The organism is Nonomuraea sp. B10E15, assembly GCF_039871615.1.
Taxonomy (GTDB): Bacteria; Actinomycetota; Actinomycetes; order Streptosporangiales; family Streptosporangiaceae; genus Nonomuraea.
Window position 1 is genome coordinate 19,146 of the sequence record NZ_JBDPMB010000028.1, and the last position, 22,170, is coordinate 41,315.

Sequence of the window (22,170 nt, forward strand, 5' to 3'; positions counted from 1 at the left end):
ATGCAGAAGGGCTCCGCCCATGTCGTCTGAGGCCACCGGCAGGTCGACGCTGATCGTCACTTCCGGCCTCTCTCGCAACGCCGTCATCATCAGACTCGAAGGCGAGCTCGACGTCAACGGGCTGCCGGTGCTGAGAGAGCACCTGCAGCGCGTGTGGGAGCTGCCCCCGAAGCCGTTCCTGGTCATGGATCTGAGCGCGGTCTGGTTCTGCGACTCGATGGGCATGAACGAGCTCGTCGAGGTCCTGCAGCGCTGCGAGGCCAGGGAGACCAGGCTGCTGCTCGGAGGGGTGCAGGGGGTGATGGAGCGGGTGTTGTCGATCACCGGTCTCCGGCACGCCTTCGAGGTCTTCGACCACACCGACGACGCCCTGCGGCTGACCCGGGTCTGAAAATCTGTCGCGCGGGTGAAGATCTCTCCCTCGCCGTATGAGGTTGCCTCCGGCGGGCGTTGACCTACACATGACCGTAGCGTCGCCATGTGAGTACTCTTCGTGATCGCCGGTGCCGCAGGGGTGCCGGGTTACCGTGGAGAGGTGCCTGAAGTGAGCCTGTACCTGCCCGAGGACGTCCTGAGCCGGGTCGCCGAGGCGGCCCGCGCGCACGAGATGTCCGAAGGGGACTACATTCGCGAGGCGGTCACACGCGCTCTCGCCGAGGAGATCGTCGGCGAACGACCCCGTCCCAAACTCCCGCTGTTCCCGCTGAGCGGGGAGAACCTCACGGCGGAACGCGTCGACGAGATCCTGGCCGAGGGGTTCGGGAAGGACGGGCTCGACTGATGCTGGTCCTCGACACGAGCGGCCTGCTCGCCGCGATCGGTCCCGAGCAACCGCACCACGAGGAGGCACGCCAGGTGCTGCTGTCCGATCCGGGGCCGCTGCTGCTTTCGCCCTACGTGCTCGCCGAAGTGGACTACATGCTCCTCAAGCTCGCCGGAGAGCGCAGGGAGCTCCAGTTCCTGCACGACGTCAGTGACGGGAGCTACGAGATGGTCTCCATGACGGCCGCTGACGTCAGGCGGGCGGTGCACATCGTCGAACGCTATCGAGGCATGTCCATCGGACTGACGGACGCCTCGGTCGCGCTCGTGGCCGGACGGCATGCCACAACCAGGGTGCTGACGCTAGATCAGCGGCACTTCCGGGCGATGAAGCCGCTCTGGGGCGACGCCTTCACGGTGCTCCCCGCCGACGCCAACTGACCGGCCCAGGTCAGCCCAGTACGGGCGTCCCGCGCAGGGTGGCGCCGGCGGCCTTCAGCTCCGCCAGCGCCGCCTCCGTGGTCGCCGGTGCCACGCCCGCCGTGAGGTCGAGCAGCACCCGCACCTCCAGCCCGTGGCGGAGCGCGTCGAGGGCGGTGGCGCGCACGCAGTGGTCGGTGGCGATGCCCGCCACGTCGACCTCGCGCACCCCGCGTTCCTGGAGCCACTCCTTCAGCGGCACCCCGTCGCGTGAGGTGCCCTCGAACCCGCTGTACGCCGCGTCGTAGGCGCCCTTGCTGAACACCTCGTCCACTTCCGACAGGTCGAGGGCCTGGTGGAAGTCGGCGCCGGGCGTGCCGGCGACGCAGTGGGCGGGCCAGGTGGAGGCGTAGTCGGGGGTGTCGGAGAAGTGGTCGCCGGGCGAGATGTGGTGGTCGCGGGTGGCCACCACATGGTCGTAGGGGTGGTCGGCCACGTGACGGGTGATCGCCCCCGCCACCTGCGAGCCGCCGGTGACGGCCAGGCTGCCGCCCTCGCAGAAGTCGTTCTGCACGTCGACGATGATCAGCGCGCTGCCCATACGGGCCACGATACGTCAGGCGAATTCGGTGGGGATCGCCGCATAGCCCCTGCCGAGGTGGAGGGCGTCCAGGGGGAGGGTGGTGATGGCCCTGGCGTGACGATCGCGGGCGGCGGACAGGGGCTCCCCGCCGACGACCTCGCCGTCGCGTACCAGCTCGTGCAGCAGGGGGATGCCGCCTTCGGGGGCGAGCCCGCCGGTCGTGATCAGCTCGGTGTCGCAGTGGCCCGTCCCGTCGAAGAGCCGGTACGCCTCCTTGCGGCCCCCGCGCGACGGCTTGCCCACCGAGCGCTTGGCCACGGCCTCCAGCCTGCCCGTTGCCGTCTCCCGCGCCACCAGCTTGTACACCAGAGCCGCCGTGGGCACGCCCGACCCGGTCACGAGGGAGGTGCCGACGCCGTAGCCGTCCACCGGGGCGGCGGCCAGGGCGGCGATGGCGTACTCGTCGAGGTCGGAGGTGACAAGGATGCGGGTGTTGAACGCCCCGAGCGCGTCCAGCTGCTCGCGCACCTCCTGCGCGGCCGCCGCCAGGTCGCCGGAGTCGATGCGGACCGCTCCGAGCTTGGGCCCGGCCAGCTCGACGGCCGTGCGGACGGCCTCGGCCACGTCGTACGTGTCCACCAGCAGCGTCGTCTCCTGCCCGAGTGAGGCGATCTGGGCCTCGAACGCGTCACGCTCCGAGTCGTGCAGCAGGGTGAACGCGTGCGCCGCCGTGCCGGCCGTGGGGACCCCGTGAACGCGGCCGGCCATCAGGTTGGAGGTCGAGGCGAACCCGGCGATGTACGCGGCTCGCGCGGAGGCCACGGCGGCGCTTTCGTGCGTGCGGCGCGAGCCCATCTCGATGAGGGGGCGCTTGCCCGCGGCGTTGACCATGCGGGAGGCGGCGGAGGCGATGGCGCAGTCGTGGTTGAGGATGGACAGCGCGATCGTCTCGAGGAGCACGGCCTCGGCGAAGGTGCCCTCCACGATCATGATGGGGGAGGCGGGGAAGTAGAGTTCGCCCTCGCGATAGCCGTAGATGTTCCCCGAAAACCGGTAATCGGCGAGAAACGCCAGGGTGGATTCATCGACGACCCGGTGCTCGCGCAGGTAGGTGAGTTCTTCGTCACCGAAGCGGAAGCGTTCAAGCTCGTCCAGGACACGTCCCGTCCCGGCGACAACCCCGTAACGCCGCCCGCCCGGCAGGTGTCGCGCGAACACCTCGAAGACGGCGCGCCGGTGCGCCGCGCCGCTTCGCAGGGCCGCCTGCAGCATCGTCAGCTCATAGTGATCTGTGAGCAACGCAGTGCTCATGGTCATTGTCACGAGTCGAAGACTACGGCTCAGATAGGGCAGACTCGGGGATGTGGGTAGCACCGCTCCAATCGCCGTTGAGCGTCCGTCATCGGACGTCCGACCCGATCTGCCTTGGGTGACCATCGTCTGGAACGACCCGGTCAACCTCATGTCCTACGTGACCTATGTCTTCCAAACGGTCTTCGGCTATACCAGGGAGAAGGCCGAGAAACTCATGCTGGACGTCCACCACAAGGGCAAGGCCGTCGTGTCCAGTGGCACGCGTGAAGAGATGGAACGCGATGTGCAGATTCTCCACTCCTACGGCCTGTGGGCGACGGTCCAGCCGGATTCGGTCAAGTGAGGCGGCACGGGTGAGTTCGGGGTTCAAGCCGGGCAGGAACGGCGGCGTGATCGCGGTCTTCGAGGCCGCGGAGGTCTCGCTGCTGCGCTCGCTCGTGTCGATGATGCTCGGCATCGTCTCTCCGGGGCGGACGAGCGACGACCCGCTGGAGCGGGCGCTCGGCATCGGTGACACGGCGGTGCCGTCCGATCCGGTGCTGGCCAGGTTGTTCCCGTCGGCGTACGAGGACGAGAAGGACTCCGCCGAGTTCCGCCGCTACACCGAGGCGACGCTGCGCGACGGCAAGCGGGCGGACGCGCAGACCGTCTTCGACACCGCCGAGCCCGGCCACGCCGAGCTCACGGCCGAGCAGGCCCAGGCGTGGTTGCGCTCGCTCAACGACGTGCGCCTGACGCTCGGCGTCAAGCTCGACGTGACCGAGGAGGTGCACGACGAGATCGCGATGATGTCGGAAGACGACCCCCGCTACCCGGCCTACGTCACCTACGACTGGCTGACCTACCTGCAGGACAGCCTGGTCCGGGCCCTCTGGTAACTTCCGGGGCATGCTGTCGATCTCGCAGGAACTCGCGGACAAGATCGTCGCGCATGCTCGCGCCGATCATCCCGACGAGGCGTGTGGTGTCATCGCGGGCCGGGGCGGCGTGCCCGAGCGGTTCATCCCGATGGAGAACGCCGAGCGTTCGCCGACCTTCTACCGCTTCGACTCGATGGAGCAGTTCAGGGTCTGGAAGGAGATGGACGAGCGCGACGAGGAGCCCGTCGTGATCTACCACTCCCACACCGCCACCGAGGCCTACCCGTCGCGCACCGACGTGTCCTACGCCTCCGAGCCGAACGCCCACTACGTCCTGGTCTCCACCAAGGACGACACCGAGGTGGAGTTCCGCTCCTACCGCATCCTCGAAGGCGTCATCACCGAGGAAGAGGTAAGGTTCATCCCATGATGGTCCGGCAGGTGCAGAGCTTCCTCTTCGCGCACACCGCGGCTGTCGTCGTCTACGACTGTCCGTGAGCGATCCGCTGCGCGGGCTGCCGTCACGGCCCTGACGGGCACGGCGGTCCGGCGAGCCGATCTCCTGGTGGAACTTCCCCGGAATCCGCATCCTGCCGTCGGCGTTGCTGCCGATGGGACGACGACTGACCTGAGGAGACTGACCGCGATGGCCATCGAGGTTCGCATTCCGACCATCCTGCGCAACTACACCGACGGCGCCAAGGCCGTCGACGCCGAGGGCGCCACGCTCGACGAGCTGATCAGCAATCTCGAGTCGCGCCACCCCGGCATCAAGGACCGCCTGGTCGACCAGGGCGCGCTGCGCCGTTTCGTCAACGTCTACCTCAACGACGAGGACGTACGTTTCCTGGGCGGCCTGGGCACGCCGCTGTCCGACGGCGACACGGTGACCGTGCTTCCCGCCGTCGCCGGTGGGTGACATGCGTTTCGACTCGTTGATCGACTCGGTCGGCCGCACGCCTCTGGTGGGGCTGCCCAGGTTGTCACCCGCCTCCGACGTGCGGATCTGGGCCAAGCTCGAAGACCGCAATCCGACCGGGTCGATCAAGGACCGTCCGGCGCTCTGGATGATCCAGGAGGCCGAGAAGGACGGGCGGCTCACGCCCGGCTGCACGATTCTCGAGCCCACCAGCGGCAACACCGGCATCTCGCTGGCCATGTCGGCCAAGCTCAAGGGCTACAACCTGATCTGCGTGATGCCGGAGAACACCTCGGAGGAGCGCCGCCAGCTGCTGCGCATGTGGGGCGCCGAGATCATCTCCTCACCCGCCGCGGGCGGCTCCAACGAGGCCGTGCGCGTGGCCAAGGAACTCGCCGCGAAGAACCCGTCGTGGGTGATGCTCTACCAGTACGGCAACCCCGCCAACTGGCGCTCCCACTACGAGTCCACGGGCCCGGAGATCCTGGCGGACCTGCCCACCGTCACGCACTTCGTGGCCGGGCTCGGCACGACGGGCACGCTGATGGGGGTCGGGCGGTTCCTGCGCGAGCAGGTGCCCGACGTGCAGATCGTCGCCGCCGAGCCGCGTTACGGCGAGCTGGTCTACGGGCTGCGCAACGTGGACGAGGGCTTCATCCCCGAGCTCTACGACGAGTCCGTGCTGACCACGCGCTTCTCGGTCGGCTCGGCCGACGCGCTGCGGCGCACCCGCGAGCTGCTGGCCTCCGAAGGCATCTTCGCCGGGGTCTCGACCGGTGCGGCGCTGCACGCGGCGCTGGGCGTGGCCAGGAAGGCGGTCAAGGCGGGCGAGCGCGCCGACATCGTCTTCGTGGTGGCCGACGGCGGCTGGAAATACCTGTCCACGGGCGCGTACGAAGGCACGCTCGAGGAGGCGGAGGACCGCCTCGAGGGCCAGCTCTGGGCCTGAGCGCCGGTGGGCTGTGACGGCACAGCCCAGGAGGCTGCGCCAGTGTTTGCGGAAAGCACGAGGGCGGCCGGTTCGCTGACCGGCCGCCCTCGTCGCGTGTCTGGCTTCCTTGTCCCGGTGTCTAGTTGAACAGCACCCGCAGCGAGAACGTCGCCGAGCTGTCGGTCATCGACGTGCTCATGCCGACGGCCTTGAGCACCTGCGCGTTGGCCTTGTCGTCGCCCTGCATGGAGTTCAGGTACAGGCTCTCGATCTTGTCGAGGTCGACGAAGAGCGCCATGTTGGCCTCTTCCGGGTTGGCGACCGCCGTCTGGAACGTCTCCGAGTCGGCCAGCGTGCCCGTCTCGGCCAGCTTCTTGGCGTAGTCGTCCGTCGTCGCCACGGTGAAGACGCCGTCGCCGGCGACCTTGGCGAGCTGCGGAGCGCCCTGCGCGCCGGTGGCCATCGCCCGCTGGACCTTGTCCAGGATGGCCTGTGCCTTGGCCGGGTCGGTGGCGATGCGCGCGCCGGCCTTGAACTGGTTGTTGCTCAGGCCCTCGCTGTCGACCGCGAACGTGAAGTTCTTGCCGACGAGCGTCGCGAGGTCGCCCGGCAGGTCCAGCCCCAGGCGGGTCTTGGCCTGGGCGAGCATCTGCTGGGCCTGGGTGGCGCCGAGGGCTAGGGCCTGCTTTTCGATGTTGGCCCAGTTCTTGGTGAAGACCTGGTCGAGGCCGGAGATCGACAGGGCGCCGGCCGTGCTCGCGGGCAGGACGCCCAGGTTGGCCGGGGCCAGCTCGCCCTCGGGGGCCATGCCCTTGGCGCCGTTGACGACGCCCGCCAGCTCGACGTAGGCGCTGTCGAAGCGGAGCGCGCCGGCGAACCTGGCGTTCTTGACCTGCTCGAGGCTCGCCTTCTGCTCGGGGGTCATGTTCTTCTCGGTCGCCTCGGCGAGGCCGCCGATGTGGGTCCAGAACGACAACACGCCCTGCTCGCCGAGCGCGGCCAGGTCGTCGTTGAAGTCGGCGTTGTCGCCCAGGCTGCCTTCGGCCTGCGCGTACTTGGCGGCGAGTTCCGGCTTTTCGGTGATGATCGCGTAGTCCTCGCGGAAGGCGATGCCGTACTCGTCGCCCTCCATCAGCTTGGCGATGCCGGCCTTCGCCAGCTCCTCGTCCGTGATCTGGACGGCCACGGCGAGGTCGGGCTCGTCATTGCCGGACGGGACGGCGGCGAAGCCGATCCTGCTGCCCAGCCACGGGTCGACGTCCTTGGCGAAGTCGACCTTGGAGTCGCCGTCCTTGGTGATCGTGTCGAACAGCGCCTTGCGCGGGTCCTCGCCGGAGAAGGTGTCCTTGGTGACGGTGAACTTCCTGGCCAGCTCGAACAGCGCCACCTTCTGGTTGGCCGCCGGGTCGAGGTCGAGCCTGGCGTAGGCGATGCTGTTGGCGGGCAGCACCTCGTGCGGCTGGGTGCCGCCACCGCCGATGGCGCCCACGGCCCACACGGCGCCGCCGCCGAGCAGCACCACCGCGAGCGCGGCGGCGACGGCGATGATCCAGGCCTTGGGGCCCTTCTTGGCCGGCTCGGCGGGACCGAAGCCTTCGGGGCCCTGCTGCTGCCAGCCGCCCTGCGCGTGCTGGTTCTGCTGCTGCCAGCCCTGCTCCTGCTGGGGTTGCTGCTGTTGCCAGCCGCCCTGCTGCCACTGCTGCTGGGGTTGCTGCGGCTGCTGCCCGTACCCCTGCTGCTGCCATCCCTGCTGGGGCTGCTGCTGGCCATAGCCCCCCTGGGCCTGCTGGCCGTAAGGCTGCTGCGGTGGGTACGGCTCACCCGATGACATCGGCATCGTCGGGGGGTTCACCGGCTGCTGCCCCTGGTTCCAGTTGTATGCCGTGGTCCGGTCAGGGTCCTGGCCAGAGGGGGGATTATTCACAGACATCACTCAACTCACAAAGTGGACTAATGACCACAGCGAAGGTAGCTGATGTTGGTAGACCGCCGCTTGCAATGCGCTGAAGTACGACTTCGTGCCCGGTTGAACCCCTTCCGTAGCGGTAAGTCTCCCCGTCACGCCGCTAGAGTGTGGAAGCACTAGAACTAAGTTCCATACGAGGTGGGTGCGGATGACGAAGTTCGACGAGGCGACGCAGGCGATCAGGGTCGACGACAACACCTACGACGTGTGCCTCGACCCCGGATACGGGATCGGCGGCCCGCTCAACGGCGGCTACCTGCTGGCCGTGATCATGCGTGCGGCCGTGGAGGCCTCGCCGTTCGACCACCCCGTGACCACGAGCGCGCAGTTCCTCAAGGCGCCGGTCCCCGGTCCTGCCCAGGTCAAGATAGAGCCGCTCAAAGCGGGCAGGACGGCTGCATTCGCCAGGGCCACGCTCGTGCAGGACGGCGTCGCGCAGATCGCGAGTTCGATCACGACGGCCACCCTGCACGGCGCCGAGCCCGTCTACGCCGGCGAACCGGCCTGCGCCATGCCGAGCATCGACGACTGCGTCGCGCTCCCCGACCCCAAGCCTGAGTCGGGCATGATGCTGAACGCCCAGATGGAGGTGCTCTTCGACCCGCCCACGGTCGCCTGGCTGAAGGGCGAGCCCAGCGGCAGGCCCGAGTCGCGGGCCTACTTCAGGATGGCCGAGCCGCAGGACCCCGACCCGTACGTGCTGGCCCTGGCCGTGGACGCGCTGCCGCCCGTGGTGTTCTCCGCGGGCGCGCGCGGCTGGGCGCCCACCGTGGACCTCACCCTGCACCTGCGCGCCCTGCCCGCGCCAGGCTGGCTCACCGTGCTCTGCGGCGGCCGGCTCGTCTCCGACGGCTGGTTCGACGAGGAGGCGGAGGTGCGCGACTCGACCGGCCGGCTCGTGGCCCAGTCGCGCCAGCTGGCCCGCGTCGGCAGGGGATGAGCGTGTGGCCGCGACCAAGGCGCCACCACATCACGACCATGTTTCCCACATGAGCGAGCGCGGCGCGCGACTGTGAGCATTCTTACGCAGAGTTGATCGGGCAGGTCGCCTACCCTCGAAGGCGTGCCGGACGCGAGTATTGGGATCTTCGACAGCGGGGTCGGCGGCCTGACGGTCGCCCGCGCGATCATCGACCAGCTGCCCTACGAGTCGATCACGTACGTGGCCGACACGGCCCGCCAGCCGTACGGGCCGAAGAGCATCGCGGAGGTCCGCGCCTACGCCCTGGAGGTCATGGACCACCTCGTCGAGCACGACGTCAAGATGCTCGTCATCGCGTGCAACAGCGCCAGCGCCGCCGTGCTGCGCGACGCACGCGAGCGCTACGACGTCCCGGTCGTCGAGGTGATCCAGCCGGCCACCAGGAGGGCCGTGCGCGCCACCCGCACCGGCAGGGTCGGCGTGATCGCCACGAGGGCCACCATCGACTCGATGGCCTATCACGACGCCTTCACCGCGGCCCCCGACGTGCAGCTCACCGGCGTGGCCGCCCCGCGCCTGGTGGAGTACGTCGAGCGAGGGGAGACGATGAGCGACGAGCTCATCGAGGTCGTGCGCGACTACCTGGAGCCCATCAGGGCCGCGGGGTGCGACACCCTCATTCTCGGCTGCACCCACTACCCGCTGCTCACCGGTGCGATCTCCTACGTCGCCGGCGACGGGGTCACGCTGGTCTCCAGCGCCGAGGAGACGGCCAAGGACGTCTACCGGATCCTACACGACCGCGGCCTGGCGGCGGGAGGCGAGGCCACCCCCCGGCACCGCTTCCGCGCCACCGGCGACTCCCTGCTCTTCGCCCGGCTCGGGCAGCGCTTCCTGGGGCCGGAGATCGACGCGGTCGAAGTCGCACCGCTGGGGGGTACCACCTCGAACGGCCACTCGGCCGCATCCGTGGCCGGCATTCGCAGCGGCCGGAGCGCAGCCGCCGGCGTGCCCAGGGAAGACGCCGGGATCGAGGGGCCGAGCCGCGACGCGGAGCGTCGTACTGGGAAGGAGCCCACATGAAGGTGACCATCGTCGGCTGCTCGGGAAGCTATCCCGGCCCCGACAGTCCCGCGTCCTGCTACCTGATCGAGGCGGACGGGTTCAGGATGTTGCTCGACTTCGGCAGCGGCTCGCTCGGCGCGCTCCAGCGCCACATCGGCCTGTACGACGTGGACGCCATCTGCCTGACCCATCTGCACGCCGACCACTGTCTCGACGTCTGCGGCTACCACGTGGTCCGCACGTACGGGCCGGCCGCGCCGTACCCCATCGTGCCGATCTACGCGCCCGCGGACGCGCCGCGCCGGCTGGCGGCCGCGTACGGCATGCCGGACGAGCCCGGCCTCGAGACAGCCTTCGACTTCGTGCCGCTGGAGCCTGGAACGTTCGAGATCGGGCCGTTCACCCTGACCGCGGGCCTGGTCAACCACCCGGTCGAGGCGTACGGCTTCCGGGTGAGCGGTGGGGGCAGATCCGTGGCCTACTCCGGCGACACCGGCGAGTCGGGCGAGCTGGTGAAGCTGGCCGCTGGCGCCGACCTGCTGCTGTGCGAGGCGTCGTTCGTCGAGCGGCCGGGGCTGCCGCCCGGCCTGCACCTGACCGGCCGGCAGGCGGCCGAGCACGCCGCCAAGGCCGATGTCGGCCGGCTCGTGCTCACCCACCTCGTCCCGTGGAACGACCAGGCGACCGTGCTGAGGGAGGCCTCCGAAGGCGGCTACGGCGGCCCGCTCGAGCTGGCCCGCAGCGGCGCCGTCTACGACCTGGCCTGAACCTCGCCGAAGTCGCGCATGCGCGGCAGCGGCGAGAACAGCAACGGCAGGAACGCCAGCAGCCTGCCCCCCATGAACACCCACAGGGCCTGCCGCACGCCGATCTGCTGGGCCACGAGGCCGCCGAGCAGCGCGCCCAGCGGCATCATGCCCCAGGTCATGAACCGCACCGACGCGTTGACCCGGCCGAGGACGTGCTCGGGGGTCACGGTCTGCCGGTAGGTGACCTGGCCGACGTTCAGCAGGACCGAGCTCCACGACAGGCCGATGGACGTGATCGCGAAGAACACCGCCCGCCAGTCGGGCTGCGTCATCGGCAACAGCAGGCCGAAGGGCGAGCCGATGGTGACGGCCAGCCAGGTCATCCGCGCGGTGCCGTACCTCCTGGACAGCCAGCCGCCGCTGAGGCCGCCCATCAGGCCGCCGATGCCGCCCGACATGAGCAGCACGCCGATGAGGCCGGGCGCGAGCATGACCTCGTCGGCCAGGAACAACACCGACTGTCCGAGGACCGCGCTCACGAAGAGGTTCATGGCCGCCGACGTGATCACGAACGTGCGCATCAGCCGGTCGTCCCAGACGTACGCGAGGCCCTCGCGGATGCCGCGCATCAGCGGCGTGGGCTCGGTGACGGCGGGCGGCCTGTCCGGCGCCTTGATCCGGCTCAGGAGGAGCACCGAGGCGAGCGCGCCGAGCGCGGTGGCGACCAGCGTGCGGGACGCCCCCAGCAACTGCACGAGCGCGCCGCCGAGGGCCGGGCCCGACAGCGACCCGCTGGAGCGCACGACCTCCAGCTTGGAGTTGGCGTCGCCGAGCTGCGCGGTGCTGATCAGATCGGGCAGGTACGTGCGGTCGGCCACGTCGTTGAAGACCTGGGCCGCGCCGACCAGCAGCGCCACCAGGAACATCATCTCGATCGTCAGGAACCCCAGCTCGGCCGCGACCGGAATGCTGCCCAGCAGCAGGAACCTGGCCAGATCGGAGGCCATGAGCACGCGGCGCCTGCGCATCCGGTCGACCCACACCCCCGCGGGCAGGCCGATCAGAAGGAACGCCGTTGTCTGCAACGCCGACAGCACACCGACCTCGGTGGGGCCGGCGTGTAATGCCAGCACGGCAACCAGCGGTAGCGCCACCCGCGAGATATTCGCGCCGAGTTCGTTGGCGACGTGAGAACCGAGGAACCGTAGGAAGTCAGGGTTTCGCAACACCCCCGTTGTCATTGCGTAAGGATCCATGTGTCGGACACTCTTGGTCAAGAGCGTCGTGTCGCGGAGATAGGGTGATCTGCATGTCGCGACAGGATGGCCGCAACCCTGACCAGCTACGTCCCATAACCATCACGAGGCAATGGCTCACCCATGCCGAAGGATCTGTGCTCGTCGAATTCGGCGGCACCAGGGTGTTGTGCGCGGCCTCCGTCCAGGACAGCGTGCCCCGCTGGCGCCGCGGCAGCGGGCAGGGGTGGGTTACGGCCGAATATGCCATGTTGCCCCGTGCGACCAATACTCGTAACGATCGTGAATCAGTTCGGGGAAAAATCGGTGGCAGGACCCACGAGATATCGCGGTTGATCGGCCGTTCGCTACGCGCGTGCGTCGATTACAAAGCGTTGGGGGAAAACTCCATTCTGCTCGACTGTGACGTGCTGCAGGCCGACGGCGGCACCCGCACCGCCGCCATCACCGGTGCCTACGTCGCGCTGGCCGACGCGGTGGCGTGGATGCGCGGGCGCAAGATGTGCCCGGGCGACCCGCTGATCGGCTCCGTCGCGGCCGTCTCCGTCGGCGTGGTCGGCTCGGTGCCGATGCTCGACCTCTGCTACACCGAAGACGTCGCCGCCGAGACCGACATGAACGTCGTGATGACCGGCGAGGGCAGCTTCGTCGAGGTGCAGGGAACGGCCGAGGGCGCGCCGTTCGACCGCGCGGCGCTCGACCAGCTGCTCGACCTGGCCGTGGCGGGCTGCGAGGAGCTCACGCTCATCCAGCAGGAGGCGCTGGAGTCATGAAGATCGTGCTGGCCACCCGCAACGCCGGCAAGATCGCGGAGCTGCGCCGCATCCTGGCCGGTTTCGAGATCGTCGGGCTGGAGGCGTTCCCCCAGATCGGCGAGGTCGCCGAGACCGGCGTCACCTTCGAGGAGAACGCCCTGCTCAAGGCGCATGCCGTCGCCCAGGGCTCCGGGTTGCCCGCGGTCGCCGACGACTCGGGGCTCTGCGTCGACGTGCTCAACGGCATGCCGGGCGTGTTCTCCGCTCGTTGGTCGGGCCGGCACGGCGACGACCGGGCCAACCTCGACCTGCTGCTGGCCCAGCTGTCCGACGTGCCCGCCGACCGGCTGACCGCCCACTTCGCCTGCGCCGCCGCGCTGGCTCTGCCGTCGGGGGAGTCGCGGGTGGTCGAGGGCGTCCTGCCGGGGCGGCTCGTCACCACGCCGCGCGGCAGCAACGGGTTCGGCTACGACCCGATCCTGGTGCCCGACGGTGAGGACCGCACGACCGCTGAGATGTCGCCCGGCGAGAAGGACGCGATCAGCCACCGGGGCCGGGCCTTCCGCGCGCTGACCCCGATCGTGCGCGAGCTGCTCGGCTCGTAACCACCGTGTAAGAACCGCCGGGCACGGGGCGGCGTACCGTCGAGACGTGCAGAGGAAATCGGTGGTGCCCGCCTGGGCCAGGGCCTTGCTGGGGCTGGTCGCCGGGGGCGTGGCTCTCGGGATCGCGCAGCTCGTGGCCGCGTTCGTCGGTCCTGAGACGTCTCCCGTGCTCGCCGTGGGCGATGCGACGGTCGATCTGACGCCGGCGCCGGTCAAGGAATTCGCGATCAGGACGTTCGGCGAGAGCGACAAGGCCGTTCTCGTCGGCGGCGTGCTGGTGGTGGTGCTCTTCGGGGTCGCGCCGCTCATCGGGATGCTGGCCCTGCGCCGGCTCTCCTACGGCTTCGCGGGGCTGGCCGTGTTCGGTGCGGTGGGGCTGCTGGCGGTGCTGACCCGGCCGGAGGCGGGGGTGCTGGACGTGCTTCCGACCCTGGCCGGCGTGGGCGCGGGCGGCTGTGCTCTGGCCTGGCTCGTACGCCGGGCGACCGGCGACGGCGACCCCTTCCACGGGATCGACGCGCGACCGCCCCTGCAACCCGCGAAGGTCGGCGCCCCGGCCGGAGGCGAAGCCGGCCCGTCGAGTGGCACGTCGAGCGGCACGTCGACCGGCCCGTCGGGTGGCGCCGGAAGCGGTCCGTCGAGCGGATCCGCGAGCGGCTCCGCGAGCGGTGGCGGGGGTGCCGTGGAGCGGCCCGCCGTCATGTGGGTCGCAGGGGAGCCGCCGGCGTTCGACCGCCGCCGGTTGCTGGCCGGCGCGGCGGGCGGCGCGGTGGCCGCCGGGGCCGCCTACCTGCTCGGGCAGACCCTCGGAGGGCGGCAGATGGTCGACACCGCGCGGGCGGGGGTGGCGCTGCCCGGGCCCGCGACCCCGGCCAGGCCGATCCCGGCCGGCGCGGACCTGCGCATCGGCGGGCTGTCGCCGTTCATCACGCCCAACAAGGACTTCTACCGGGTCGACACCGCGCTCGTCGTCCCCCAGGTCGATCCTGGCGACTGGACGCTGCGCATCCACGGCATGGTCGACCGGCCCGTCGAGATCACCTACGCGGACCTGCTGAGGATGCCGCTCACCGAGGCGGACGTCACGCTCACCTGCGTCTCCAACGAGGTCGGCGGCCCGCTGGCCGGCAACGCCCGGTGGCTGGGCGTGCGCATGGCCGAGGTGCTGCGCCAGGCCGGGCTCCGGTCCGGCGCCGACATGCTCCTGTCCACCTCCGCGGACGGCTTCACCTGCGGCACCCCGGTGGACGTGGTGATGGACGGGCGCGACGCGCTCTTCGCGGTCGCGATGAACGGCGAGGTGCTCCCCGTCGACCACGGTTTCCCGGTGCGCCAGGTGGTGCCGGGCCTGTACGGGTACGTCTCGGCCACCAAGTGGGTCGTGGACATCAAGGTGACCCGGTTCGACAGGGACGAGGCGTACTGGACGCCCCGCGGATGGGCGGCCAAGGGCCCGATCAAGACGCAGTCGCGCATCGACGTGCCCAAGGCCGCGGACACGCTGAAGCCGGGGCGGAACACGGTCGCCGGGGTGGCGTGGGCGCAGCACACGGGGGTGGACGCCGTGGAGGTGCGGTTCGACGGCGGGCAGTGGAGGCAGGCGAAGCTGGCCGAGGTGCCCGGGCCGGACACCTGGCGGCAGTGGTCGATCGACTGGGACGCCAGGCCGGGCGAGCACCGCATCGAGGTGCGCGCGACGGACGCGTCCGGCTACATCCAGACCGACGACTTCGCCCCGGTGGCGCCGGACGGCGCGACGGGCTGGCACACGATCACGGTGAACGTCGTCTGATCCTTGTCGGGGTTTGCGCTGTTTGCCCAGGTGGAGAGGGGGAACTCTGGCGGTCAATCTGCCTGACTGCACCTCCCTGCCGTGGTGACGCCTCTACGATCGGTCGTCGAGCATGACAGGAGGCAGGCCGTGTTCCGCGAGCGCAAGCCGAGTGTCCGGTGGGTCCTTCCAGAGGGGCGTTACGACCCTGTGGTGGCCGAAGGGGTGCGGTGGCTCGACTACGAGCGGGCCGCCGAGGCCGGTGCAGCGCCCCCTGACGGCGGCTCCGCCCCCGCGTACCCGGCCACCTCGGAGCACGAACCACCAGGCCCCACCACCACGGATCCGGGGGAGCCCGCGCAACTCGACGAGCCCGTGCAGCCCGTGCAGCCCGCGCAGTCCAGGGAGTCCGGGGAGCTCGGAGAGCTCGGAGAGTCGGGGAAGCCCGAGGTCCTCGGGGAGCTCGGAGAGTTCGGGGAGCCCGGGGACCTCGACGCATCCGCTGAGCCCCTGGAGCCGGTGGAGCTCGACTGGTTCGATCTGCCGCGGCGGCCGCCCAGGCTCGCCGACTGCCGGCCGTACGGCGTGCCGGGCGGGCTGGCCAGGCCGGACCCGCAGGTCGAGCGGGACCTCGCCGAGTCGCTGCAGCCCGGCGCCCGCTTTCCCGACCCGCGCGGCACCTGGGTGCGGCTGATCAACGGCGGCGGGCCCGCCGACGACCCGTTCCGGGCCTCCAACGCCGCCGACTGCGCGCTCGCCGTGCTGTCCACCTGGCACGGCGAGCCCGCGACCGCCGCGCCCCGGCTGCCCGAGTACGACAGGATCGGCCGGCCGGTGCTGACCGGCGAGCGGGGAAGCACGGCCAGGATCGAGCGGTGGGCGGGCCATCGCCTGCAGTACGCGGGGCAGGGGCGGCACGCCTACCCGCTGATCGCGCGGCGGCTGCTCGACGCCGGGCACGGCGCGAGCGCCGTCATCGTGGTGCGCTGGCCCGGCGGCGGCTCCCACGCCTGGAACGCGGTCAACGCCGACGGCGAGGTGATCTGGATCGACGCGCAGCGGGGGCACATGTCCGTCGAGCCGCCGTACACGACGGTGACCGGGGTGTTCTGCCTGATGCTCGACCGGCAGGGGCGGCCGCGATGAACCTGGACCAGGCCAGGTCGCTGGCGGAGGAGTATTTCAACGGGGTGCTCCCGCTCGATGAGGCGGTGCCGGTGGGGGTGTACGCGTTCGACGCGGGTTACGTCGCCTGGGTGCGGGATCTCGACCCCGACGACCCGGCCAGGCTGCCGGACGCCGTGGGAGGCGGGTGCATCGTGATCGACCGGGCCACGGGCGAGGTGGTGGCCCGGCCGCTCCTCGACCCGGAGACGGTGGCCGAGTTGTGGCCCGGCCGCAGACCCCGCTGAGACCCGGGCGGCCGTCAGGTGACGGTCTTGGGGCACACGGTGCCCCGCGCGGGAAGGCGCAGGCTGATCAGGTAGCGGTTGACGTGGCCGATGATGCAGGAGTTCCCGGCGTTGTAGAGGCCGTGGCCGTGTCCCTGGTACTGGACCGCCGCCGAGCCCGGTACCCGCCGTACGATGTCCGCGCTCCTGCCGTAGTCCGTCCAGGAGCCGACACCCAGGTAGGGCGGCAGTTCCTCGGCGGGCAGCGGCCCGGGCGGATTGGTCACGGGGGTCGGCCAGCCGACACAGCCGAGCGGGTGCCAGAGCTCGGTCCCGGCGATGTTGGGCAGCAGGCGCTCACCTTCGCGGCGCCTCTGCCGGTACTCCTCGTAGTCGCGGAAGACGATGCCGTCGAGGCAGTGGGTCATGTTCATCCCGGTGGACGAGGGCACCTTCGGGCTTTTCCTGGCCTGCCGGACGTAGTCGGCGAACCCTGAGGCGTCACCGTCGACGGCCCGCTCGATCGCCTCCGCAAGCTCCGTCCATCGGGGGAGGTCGGGCTCCTGACCTGGCGAGATGATGCTGGGGGCGGCGGCCTCCTTGATGTCGAACCCGCTGTAGGCGGCCGCCGGCGATTCGCCTTTGACCGGCACCGGGACACGGTCGGCCCGCGCCACCAGCGCCCTCCAGACCTCGCCGACGTCCTGGCCGTGCAGCGCGCAGGTGGTGTTCGCCGCGCACCAGGCGGCGAAGCGGGCGAAGGACTCCTCATGGGAGAGCCTGCTCTGCGCACGGTGCTCGTACGGGTTGACCGCGCCGTCGAACACCATCGCGCGCACCCGGCCGGGGAACAGCCGGGAGTATTCGATTCCGGGTCTGCCGCCGTAGGAGTTGGCGATGAAGCTCAGCTTCTCCTCTCCCAGAGCGACGCGGATCGCCTCCATGTCCCGCGCAACGGAGGCGGAATCCATGTGGTCGAAGAACTCGGGGTCGGCGCCGCGGCATCGCTGCGCCGCCGCCCGGTTGCGCCTGCCCAGCTCGGCGTACTCGGCGCGGGTGTCGGGCCAGGTGATCCACGGGCCGGAGAACAGGCAGTCGAACGACAGCACGCCCTTGTCGACGGTGTTGCGGGGCTCGACGCTGACCACGTCGAAACGATCGCGCAGTTCGGCGAAGCTGCCCGCGTTCCTGCTCAGATCCTCAACGCCCGAGCCGCCCGGCCCGCCGGGGATCGCGAACACCGTGCCCATCCTGCGTTGGGCGCCGGTGGCCGGCAGCAGCCCGACGGTCAGGTCGATCTTCCGCCCGGACGGCTCGGCCCAGTTCACGGGCACCTTGATCGAGGCGCAGCGCATCTCCTTGACGAGGGTCCTGTCCGCGCAGTCCGCCCAGGCCATCGTCGATGCGGGGTCCGGCGAGCTCGCCGCGGCGGCAGGCACAGCCGAGACCAGGACGGCTGCGGCAGCGCCGATCGCCAGCACCTTGATCCGGCGCCGGGCCATCGTGATCATCGTGGCGCCCGCCGTCAGCGCGGCGAGCACGTACGCCACCAGCAGCCCCGCCGCCGCGGCGGGGGGCAGGATGCCGCCGCCGACCCCCGCGATCTGGAGCGGCAGGTTCTCGATCATGAAGGAGCCGGCCTGCGCGCGCAGCGGCATGGGCAGCGTCTTGGCCACCACCGGCAGCACCACGATGATCACGGCCAGCACGACCAGAGCGCCGGGGGTGGAGCGGACGGCGGCCCCGACGCCGAGCCCGATCAGGGCGACCGCGGCCATCGACAGCCCGGCGACGATCACCGAGGCGAGCACGCCCGGATCTGACAGCGGCGTGCCCAGCGTCACCCCTTCGCGGAGCAGCTGCCCGGCCCGGTCGCCGAGCGCCGCCATGGAGGCCGCGTGCATGACGAACGCCAGAACCTGGCCGGCCACCAGCGCGACCGCGGCCAGGCCGGGAATCTTGGCCAGCAGGAGCACCCGCCTGCGTGGCACGGCCACCAGGCTCGTCTGGATCATTCCGGTGCTGTGTTCCGAGGTGATCGCCAGCGCGCCCAGCACGGCGAACACGAAGTAGGCGACCGCGATCCCGTTGCCGATGCCGTCCCCGTTGCCGGGGAAGGCCATCTTCTCGTCCAGCGTCTGGCCGTCGAACCCGCGGCCGATCATGAACGCGATCCCGGCGCAGGCCAGGACGGCCGCCACCGAGCAGGCCAGCACGTAGACGTTCGAGCGGAGCGTGCGGAGCTTCATCCACTCGGAAGCGATCACGTCGATCACCGCACGGCCTCCTTCTGAGTGCTCCCGCTCTCGCTTCTGAACGCGGTGCTGTCCTCCGTGAGCCGCATGAACGCCTCCTCCAGGGACGCGGCGCGCGGAGACAGCTCCACCAGCGCGATCCCCGCGGACAGCGCCAGCGCGCCGATCTCGGCCGCGTCCAGCCCATGGACGGACAGAGCAACGGCCCGGGCGCCGTCGTCCTCGGCCACCACCGTCGCCCCGTGCCCGCGCATGATGGCGGTGAGCTGCTCCGGGTGACGCGTGCGGACCAGCACGTCGCCCTCGAAATGCCCGGCCAGGGCGTTCATGCCGGTGTCAGCGATCAGCCGGCCCCGTCCGATGACGATGACGTGGTCGGCGGTGAATGCCATCTCGTTCATCAGATGGCTGGACAGCAGCACGGTACGGCCCTCGTCCGCCAGCGAACGCAGCAGGCCGCGCAGCCAGCGGATGCCCTCGGGGTCCAGTCCGTTCAGCGGCTCGTCGAACATCAGCACCGCCGGGTCCCCGAGCAGCGCCGCCGCGATGCCCAGTCGCTGCTTCATGCCGAGGGAGAAGCCGCCGATCCTCTTGCCTGCGACGTCGGTCAGGCCGGCCTGGTCGAGGACGGCGGTCACACGGGCGCGGCCGATGCCGTTGCTGCGCGCGAGGCAGCCGATATGGTCGCGGGCCGAGCGGCCGCCGTGCACCGCCCCGGCGTTCAGCAGCGCCCCCATCGTGCGCATGGGCCGGCGCAGCGACGCGTACGGTCGCCCGTCCACCAGCGCCTCACCCGAGGAGGGGACCTCCAGCCCGAGTACGGCCCGCATGGTCGTGGACTTGCCGGCTCCGTTCGGTCCCAGGAACCCGGTCACCAGCCCCGGTTTCACCGTGCAGGTCAGGTCGTCCACGGCGAGCGTGCGGCCGTACCGCATGCTCAGTCCCCTCACTTCGATCACGTCCCGCTCTCCTTCGCCTGGCCGGGCACGATCAGCTCGCTCTGATCGGGCCTGTCCAGCCTCGCGGTCACGAGGGCCTGCCTCCATGGGTGCCGGTCCACCTCCCGGGGTGGAAAATCGCCACCCCGGGAGGTGGACCCAGCCCCACTGCCCTGAGCACGTGACCAGCGTTCCGCCCGAGCCTCGAAGGCTCCGGGTCAGCCGGTGGCGAGGGAACCGGTGATCGACGCCCGGGCGGCCCGGCGGGCCGGCAGGACCGCCGCCAGCACCGCGGCCACGCCGGAGAGCACCACGAACAGCACGATCTGCGCGACCGGCACCGAGAAGACGGCGCCGTCCAGCATGGCCATGATCGCGGCCCACCCGAAGGCGCCTCCGAGCACGACGCCCACCAGCGCCCCGATCAGCCCGAGCACCAGCGCCTCGACCGACAACATCCCGCGCAGTTGCCGCCGGGTCAGGCCCAGCGCCCGCAGCAGCGCCGACTCCCTGGTGCGCTCGTGCACCGACAGCGAGAGCGTGTTGGCGATGCCCAGCAGCGAGATCAGGATCGCCAGTCCCAGCAGCCCGGTGATGATCATGAGAAGCATGTCCAGCGTCTCGTCGAACTGGCCGCGTACCTCCGTCGAGCTCGACACCTTCACGCTCGGATAGGGAGCCGCGGCCGCGTCGACGACCTCGCGCGCGCGGTCGGGAGGCACGCCGTCACCGATGCGGATCATCACCCGCGCGTCGGGCACCGCCCCGAAGTAGGTGTCGAAGGCGGTCTCCGCCACGGTGACCGGCGGCAGCGCCGACTGGTTCCCGTCGAGCAGCGCGACCACCTCCAGCGGCACCGTCCCGGCCCGCGCGGTCCTGAGCCGCACCGAGTCGCCGACCCGCACGCCCAGGCCCTCGGCCTCGCTGTCCCGCAGCGCCACCCGGCCCGCGCCGAAACCCGCCATGGAACCGGCGGTGACGTAGGGCTCGACGGGTCCGCGGAACGTGCCGGTGATCACGTGCCGGCCGCCGATCGTGGCTTCGGCCTGGCGGATCTGCACCACGGAGGCCAGCTCCGGCGCGTCCCGCAGGCTCTCGGCGACGGTCCTCGGGACGACGGAGTCGCGGGATTGGTCCATCAGCACGTAGTCGATGGGGAACTGCTCGTCGAGCTTGGCCGTCATTGTCAGCCTGGTGGACGCGGTGACCACCGAGATCAGCGTCATGAGCGTCACCCCGATCGTCAGGGCGACCGTGGTGGTCGCGGCCCGCTTCGGGTTGCGTCCCGAGTTGCCGACGGCCAGGCGGCCCGGCACCCCGAACAGCCTGCCGGGGATCCAGCCGACCAGCGCGCTCAGCGGCCTGACCAGCACCGGGCCGAAGATCAGCACCGCCAGGAACGTCAGCGTGCCCCCGGCCATCACGACGAGCAGCGAGATCTCCCGGCCGGGTTCGAGCACGAACACGCCGACGGCGGTGGTGCCGAGCCCGGCCACCAGGAAGAAGGCGGCGAAGAGCCCGCGCAGCAGGCCCGCACGGAACGTCTGCTCCTCGGCCTGGCTGCGCAGCGCCGCGACCGGCGGGACACGGGTCGCGGACCTGGCGGGCAGCAGGGCCGCGCACACCGTGACCGCGAGGCCGACGGCCAGCCCTGCCGCCGTGGTGACCGGTGAGAGCGTGACGGCTGCGTCGGTGGGCAGCGGGGCGTCGACCGCGGCCAGCACCGTCAGCGTGAGCGCGGCCAGACCGTATCCGAGCAGCAGCCCCAGCGCGGAGGCGAGCGCGCCCACGACGGCCGACTCCAGCAGGATCGAGCCGAACACCTGCCCCCGCGTGGCGCCGATGCACCGCAGCAGCGCCATCTCCCTGGTGCGCTGGGCGACGAGGATGGTGAACGTGTTGTAGATGACCAGGGCCGCCACCATCATGGCCACGGCCCCGAACAGCAGCAGGCCCAGCGCGAACATCCGTGTCTCGACCCCGGCCGCCCTGGCCAGGTCGGCGGCCAGCTCGTCGCCGGTCTTGACGGTGTACGCGCCGCCGGCGGCCGCCGTGACGGCCTGCTTCAGCCCGGGGGCCGAGCCCGCGACGTCGATCTCGCGGTAGCCCCTGGCACCCGTCATGCGCTGCGCGGTGGCCGTGGTGAAGCCGACCGCGCCGGTGAAGGAGAGGTCCTGGTCGAGGCCGGTGTCGAGGAGGCCCACGAGCCTGAACCGGTGCTCTGCCTTCCCGGCGTCGAGCACGGTGATGGTCTCGCCGAGCCGGAAGCCCTGGGCCCTGGCGGTGTTCTCGTCGAGCACGGCGGCCCGGTCGTCGGTGCCGGGCCCGGTGCCGGCGACGATGTCGGCGCGGTCCAGCGGGCCGGTGACGATCGAGATCGCCGTGGTGGGGAGGTCGCCGACGGTCTTGCCGTCCTTGCCGAGCAGCGGCGCGGCACCGCGGACCAGGCCCTGCGCCTCCGTCACGCCGTCGAGGGCGCGGATCCGCTCCAGCACGCGCTCGGGCAGCACGGAGCCGGGGCCCTCGGGCAGGACGGCGACGTCCACCTTGCCCGCGTTGGCGGTGACCCGCTGGGCGAATCCCGCCTCGACGGTGTCGTTCAGCACGAACGTGCCCGCGATGAACCCCACGCCCAGCATGATCGCCAGCGACGTGAGCAGCAGCCGGAGCGTGTGGGCGCGCAGCCCGGCCAGAGCCGTCCTCAGCAC

At 70.8% G+C, this 22,170-nt stretch carries 23 protein-coding genes; 16 read left to right on the plus strand and 7 right to left on the minus strand.

All coding sequences use genetic code 11. From position 1 onward, the window contains the following. Positions 1 to 19: 19 nt before the first annotated feature. The 3 genes from ABGB14_RS43800 (at position 20) to ABGB14_RS43810 (ending at position 1,203) form a co-directional block, all read left to right on the plus strand. Positions 20 to 391 carry an STAS domain-containing protein gene (locus ABGB14_RS43800; protein ID WP_347649804.1) on the plus strand — a complete coding sequence of 124 codons (372 nt, stop codon included), beginning with the start codon at positions 20 to 22 and terminating at the stop codon, positions 389 to 391. A 144-nt stretch (positions 392 to 535) separates the two neighbouring features. After that, positions 536 to 781, plus strand: coding sequence for a CopG family transcriptional regulator (locus ABGB14_RS43805; RefSeq protein WP_347649805.1), 246 nt, complete (start codon positions 536 to 538; stop codon positions 779 to 781). After that, on the plus strand, positions 781 to 1,203 hold the full coding sequence (locus ABGB14_RS43810) for a PIN domain-containing protein (RefSeq protein WP_347649806.1): 423 nt from the start codon (positions 781 to 783) through the stop codon (positions 1,201 to 1,203). The genes ABGB14_RS43805 and ABGB14_RS43810 overlap by 1 nt, the downstream gene beginning before the upstream one ends. 10 nt (positions 1,204 to 1,213) lie before the next feature. Here the strand turns inward: ABGB14_RS43810 and ABGB14_RS43815 are convergent, their stop codons facing one another. Then, positions 1,214 to 1,783: an isochorismatase family protein gene (locus ABGB14_RS43815; protein ID WP_347649807.1), complete on the minus strand. Its 570-nt coding sequence runs from the start codon at positions 1,781 to 1,783 to the stop codon at positions 1,214 to 1,216. Between the two features lie 15 nt (positions 1,784 to 1,798). Continuing rightward, a complete protein-coding gene (locus ABGB14_RS43820; RefSeq protein WP_347649808.1) occupies positions 1,799 to 3,082 on the minus strand; it encodes a nicotinate phosphoribosyltransferase in 1,284 nt (427 codons plus the stop codon). 46 nt (positions 3,083 to 3,128) lie between these two features. Here ABGB14_RS43820 and clpS point away from each other — a divergent pair, with 46 nt between their 5' ends. The 5 genes from clpS to ABGB14_RS43845 all read left to right on the plus strand — a co-directional run bounded on the left by clpS (position 3,129) and on the right by ABGB14_RS43845 (position 5,807). Further along, positions 3,129 to 3,422, plus strand: a complete 294-nt coding sequence (gene clpS, locus ABGB14_RS43825) for an ATP-dependent Clp protease adapter ClpS (protein ID WP_132330654.1) — start codon at positions 3,129 to 3,131, stop codon at positions 3,420 to 3,422. Between the two features lie 10 nt (positions 3,423 to 3,432). Further along, positions 3,433 to 3,957, plus strand: coding sequence for a DUF2017 domain-containing protein (locus ABGB14_RS43830; RefSeq protein ID WP_347649809.1), 525 nt, complete (start codon positions 3,433 to 3,435; stop codon positions 3,955 to 3,957). 10 nt (positions 3,958 to 3,967) lie between these two features. Continuing rightward, positions 3,968 to 4,369: a M67 family metallopeptidase gene (locus ABGB14_RS43835; protein WP_132594099.1), complete on the plus strand. Its 402-nt coding sequence runs from the start codon at positions 3,968 to 3,970 to the stop codon at positions 4,367 to 4,369. 216 nt (positions 4,370 to 4,585) lie between these two features. Beyond that, positions 4,586 to 4,858, plus strand: a complete 273-nt coding sequence (locus ABGB14_RS43840) for a MoaD/ThiS family protein (protein ID WP_347621821.1) — start codon at positions 4,586 to 4,588, stop codon at positions 4,856 to 4,858. Position 4,859: 1 nt separating this feature from the next. Next, a complete protein-coding gene (locus ABGB14_RS43845; RefSeq protein WP_347649810.1) occupies positions 4,860 to 5,807 on the plus strand; it encodes a cysteine synthase in 948 nt (315 codons plus the stop codon). A 121-nt stretch (positions 5,808 to 5,928) separates the two neighbouring features. Here the strand turns inward: ABGB14_RS43845 and ABGB14_RS43850 are convergent, their stop codons facing one another. Continuing rightward, entirely contained in the window at positions 5,929 to 7,620 is a 1,692-nt protein-coding gene (locus ABGB14_RS43850) for a DUF3352 domain-containing protein (RefSeq protein ID WP_347649811.1), read from the minus strand. Positions 7,621 to 7,903: 283 nt separating this feature from the next. On the opposite strand from ABGB14_RS43850, the gene ABGB14_RS43855 reads away from it, so the two are divergent. From ABGB14_RS43855 to ABGB14_RS43865, 3 genes are all read left to right on the plus strand, one after another. Then, a complete protein-coding gene (locus ABGB14_RS43855) occupies positions 7,904 to 8,695 on the plus strand; it encodes a thioesterase family protein (protein WP_347649812.1) in 792 nt (263 codons plus the stop codon). Between the two features lie 123 nt (positions 8,696 to 8,818). Beyond that, on the plus strand, positions 8,819 to 9,760 hold the full coding sequence (gene murI, locus ABGB14_RS43860) for a glutamate racemase (RefSeq protein ID WP_347649813.1): 942 nt from the start codon (positions 8,819 to 8,821) through the stop codon (positions 9,758 to 9,760). After that, the gene (locus ABGB14_RS43865) at positions 9,757 to 10,509 is read left to right on the plus strand and encodes an MBL fold metallo-hydrolase (protein ID WP_347649814.1); all 753 of its coding nucleotides are present in this window, start codon (positions 9,757 to 9,759) and stop codon (positions 10,507 to 10,509) included. The genes murI and ABGB14_RS43865 overlap by 4 nt, the downstream gene beginning before the upstream one ends. Here ABGB14_RS43865 and ABGB14_RS43870 read toward each other — a convergent pair. Next, a complete protein-coding gene (locus ABGB14_RS43870; protein ID WP_347649815.1) occupies positions 10,494 to 11,747 on the minus strand; it encodes an MFS transporter in 1,254 nt (417 codons plus the stop codon). The genes ABGB14_RS43865 and ABGB14_RS43870 overlap by 16 nt on opposite strands. Positions 11,748 to 11,800: 53 nt before the next feature. Here ABGB14_RS43870 and rph point away from each other — a divergent pair, with 53 nt between their 5' ends. The 5 genes from rph (at position 11,801) to ABGB14_RS43895 (ending at position 16,290) form a co-directional block, all read left to right on the plus strand. Next, positions 11,801 to 12,520, plus strand: coding sequence for a ribonuclease PH (rph, locus tag ABGB14_RS43875; protein WP_132511116.1), 720 nt, complete (start codon positions 11,801 to 11,803; stop codon positions 12,518 to 12,520). Continuing rightward, complete coding sequence (gene rdgB / locus ABGB14_RS43880; RefSeq protein WP_347649816.1) at positions 12,517 to 13,107, plus strand: RdgB/HAM1 family non-canonical purine NTP pyrophosphatase; 591 nt, start codon at positions 12,517 to 12,519, stop codon at positions 13,105 to 13,107. The genes rph and rdgB overlap by 4 nt, the downstream gene beginning before the upstream one ends. Before the next feature lie 46 nt (positions 13,108 to 13,153). Further along, positions 13,154 to 14,899, plus strand: coding sequence for a molybdopterin-dependent oxidoreductase (locus ABGB14_RS43885; protein ID WP_347649817.1), 1,746 nt, complete (start codon positions 13,154 to 13,156; stop codon positions 14,897 to 14,899). Between the two features lie 84 nt (positions 14,900 to 14,983). Further along, entirely contained in the window at positions 14,984 to 16,024 is a 1,041-nt protein-coding gene (locus ABGB14_RS43890) for a toxin glutamine deamidase domain-containing protein (protein ID WP_347649818.1), read from the plus strand. Beyond that, positions 16,021 to 16,290 (plus strand): hypothetical protein, encoded by a 270-nt coding sequence (locus ABGB14_RS43895; protein WP_347649819.1) that lies wholly within the window; start codon positions 16,021 to 16,023, stop codon positions 16,288 to 16,290. The genes ABGB14_RS43890 and ABGB14_RS43895 overlap by 4 nt, the downstream gene beginning before the upstream one ends. A gap of 14 nt (positions 16,291 to 16,304) precedes the next feature. On the opposite strand, the gene ABGB14_RS43900 is transcribed toward ABGB14_RS43895, so the two are convergent. The 3 genes from ABGB14_RS43900 to ABGB14_RS43910 all read right to left on the minus strand — a co-directional run bounded on the left by ABGB14_RS43900 (position 16,305) and on the right by ABGB14_RS43910 (position 22,170). Continuing rightward, the gene (locus ABGB14_RS43900; RefSeq protein ID WP_347649820.1) at positions 16,305 to 18,545 is read right to left on the minus strand and encodes an alpha/beta fold hydrolase; all 2,241 of its coding nucleotides are present in this window, start codon (positions 18,543 to 18,545) and stop codon (positions 16,305 to 16,307) included. Then, a complete protein-coding gene (locus tag ABGB14_RS43905) occupies positions 18,542 to 19,483 on the minus strand; it encodes an ATP-binding cassette domain-containing protein (RefSeq protein ID WP_347649821.1) in 942 nt (313 codons plus the stop codon). The genes ABGB14_RS43900 and ABGB14_RS43905 overlap by 4 nt, the downstream gene beginning before the upstream one ends. A gap of 197 nt (positions 19,484 to 19,680) precedes the next feature. Continuing rightward, positions 19,681 to 22,170 (minus strand): FtsX-like permease family protein, encoded by a 2,490-nt coding sequence (locus ABGB14_RS43910; RefSeq protein WP_347649822.1) that lies wholly within the window; start codon positions 22,168 to 22,170, stop codon positions 19,681 to 19,683.

Bases quoted from the DNA above. Each gene is read 5' to 3' on its own strand.
- rdgB (WP_347649816.1), top strand. From the start codon at position 12,517: ATGAAGATCGTGCTGGCCACCCGCAACGCCGGCAAGATCGCGGAGCTG.
- ABGB14_RS43895 (WP_347649819.1), top strand. From the start codon at position 16,021: ATGAACCTGGACCAGGCCAGGTCGCTGGCGGAGGAGTATTTCAACGGG.
- ABGB14_RS43850 (WP_347649811.1), bottom strand. From the start codon at position 7,620: ATGTCATCGGGTGAGCCGTACCCACCGCAGCAGCCTTACGGCCAGCAG.
- ABGB14_RS43855 (WP_347649812.1), top strand. From the start codon at position 7,904: ATGACGAAGTTCGACGAGGCGACGCAGGCGATCAGGGTCGACGACAAC.
- ABGB14_RS43815 (WP_347649807.1), bottom strand. From the start codon at position 1,783: ATGGGCAGCGCGCTGATCATCGTCGACGTGCAGAACGACTTCTGCGAG.
- rph (WP_132511116.1), top strand. From the start codon at position 11,801: ATGTCGCGACAGGATGGCCGCAACCCTGACCAGCTACGTCCCATAACC.
- ABGB14_RS43800 (WP_347649804.1), top strand. From the start codon at position 20: ATGTCGTCTGAGGCCACCGGCAGGTCGACGCTGATCGTCACTTCCGGC.
- ABGB14_RS43810 (WP_347649806.1), top strand. From the start codon at position 781: ATGCTGGTCCTCGACACGAGCGGCCTGCTCGCCGCGATCGGTCCCGAG.
- ABGB14_RS43870 (WP_347649815.1), bottom strand. From the start codon at position 11,747: ATGGATCCTTACGCAATGACAACGGGGGTGTTGCGAAACCCTGACTTC.
- ABGB14_RS43865 (WP_347649814.1), top strand. From the start codon at position 9,757: ATGAAGGTGACCATCGTCGGCTGCTCGGGAAGCTATCCCGGCCCCGAC.
- ABGB14_RS43840 (WP_347621821.1), top strand. From the start codon at position 4,586: ATGGCCATCGAGGTTCGCATTCCGACCATCCTGCGCAACTACACCGAC.
- ABGB14_RS43845 (WP_347649810.1), top strand. From the start codon at position 4,860: ATGCGTTTCGACTCGTTGATCGACTCGGTCGGCCGCACGCCTCTGGTG.
- ABGB14_RS43835 (WP_132594099.1), top strand. From the start codon at position 3,968: ATGCTGTCGATCTCGCAGGAACTCGCGGACAAGATCGTCGCGCATGCT.
- ABGB14_RS43820 (WP_347649808.1), bottom strand. From the start codon at position 3,082: ATGACCATGAGCACTGCGTTGCTCACAGATCACTATGAGCTGACGATG.